At 61.8% G+C, this 746-nt stretch carries 2 protein-coding genes; both read right to left on the bottom strand.

Features of this window, described 5'->3' with window-relative positions:
• Positions 1 to 72: 72 nt before the first annotated feature.
• Complete coding sequence (locus tag EN750_RS37245) at positions 73 to 264, bottom strand: hypothetical protein (protein WP_127269694.1); 192 nt, start codon at positions 262 to 264, stop codon at positions 73 to 75.
• A gap of 5 nt (positions 265 to 269) precedes the next feature.
• Positions 270 to 473, bottom strand: a complete 204-nt coding sequence (locus EN750_RS37240) for a hypothetical protein (protein ID WP_127399473.1) — start codon at positions 471 to 473, stop codon at positions 270 to 272.
• Positions 474 to 746 lie beyond the last annotated feature (273 nt).

Below are 746 nucleotides of genomic sequence, written 5' to 3'. Positions count from 1 at the left end.
CCCGCAAGAGCATGTATGTGCTGACGGCGGCCGATTTCGGCTGAAATGCCGGCGAGTTGGCGCTGACCGCGATCAGGTCTTGCGCTCGGCCCTTTCGCGGCGTTTGACGTCGCGGACATTCATCTGCACGACCATGTCCTCGGCCTCGCGCGGCCCCATCCCGACCATCACCTTTTGCCGGACAACCGCAGGCTGGCCGGTGAAGACATCGATGATGCTCCAACTCTGGGGAAGCTCCATGCGCACCGTGTAGCGGTTGGCCATGCCGGTCAGCCTTGCATCCTGAAAAACACGGCGCCCAGGATCAGCACCGTCCAGGCGACGACCGACAGTTTCAGCACCATGCCGCCATGCGCAGCCAGAAGCTTCCGCAGGTGCGGCACACCTGCCGGCGAGATTGGTGCCGCCGCCAAGGCGACAGGGGTCTTGAGGCCAAGTTTTCCAAAAACGGGCAGCAGCGACGGTTCACGCACGAAAGGCCTCGAATGTCAGGAAAAAGCGAAGCAACAACGCTCGCCTCCCTTCCATAGCACTCTTTTCGCGAGCGCCTGCATGCCAAATTCAAGACAGGACTGCTTTGACGGCCGGTCCGTACTGCCTTCGCAACACACAATCTATTCGTGGGACCTGACTGCGCTCGGGGCAGATTGGGACGCCAAATTCTGGAGGCCTCGCCTCGGGATCGAACCGAGGCTTCAGAGATTTGCCGTCTCCAGCGTAGCCGCTCCGCCACGAGGCCATGGCCT

The sequence above is a fragment of the Mesorhizobium sp. M7A.F.Ca.ET.027.03.2.1 genome, from assembly GCF_003999175.1.
Lineage (GTDB): Bacteria > Pseudomonadota > Alphaproteobacteria > Rhizobiales > Rhizobiaceae > Mesorhizobium.
The sequence above is the reverse complement of the archived record's forward strand: the minus strand, read 5'-3'. Positions and strand labels throughout refer to the sequence as shown.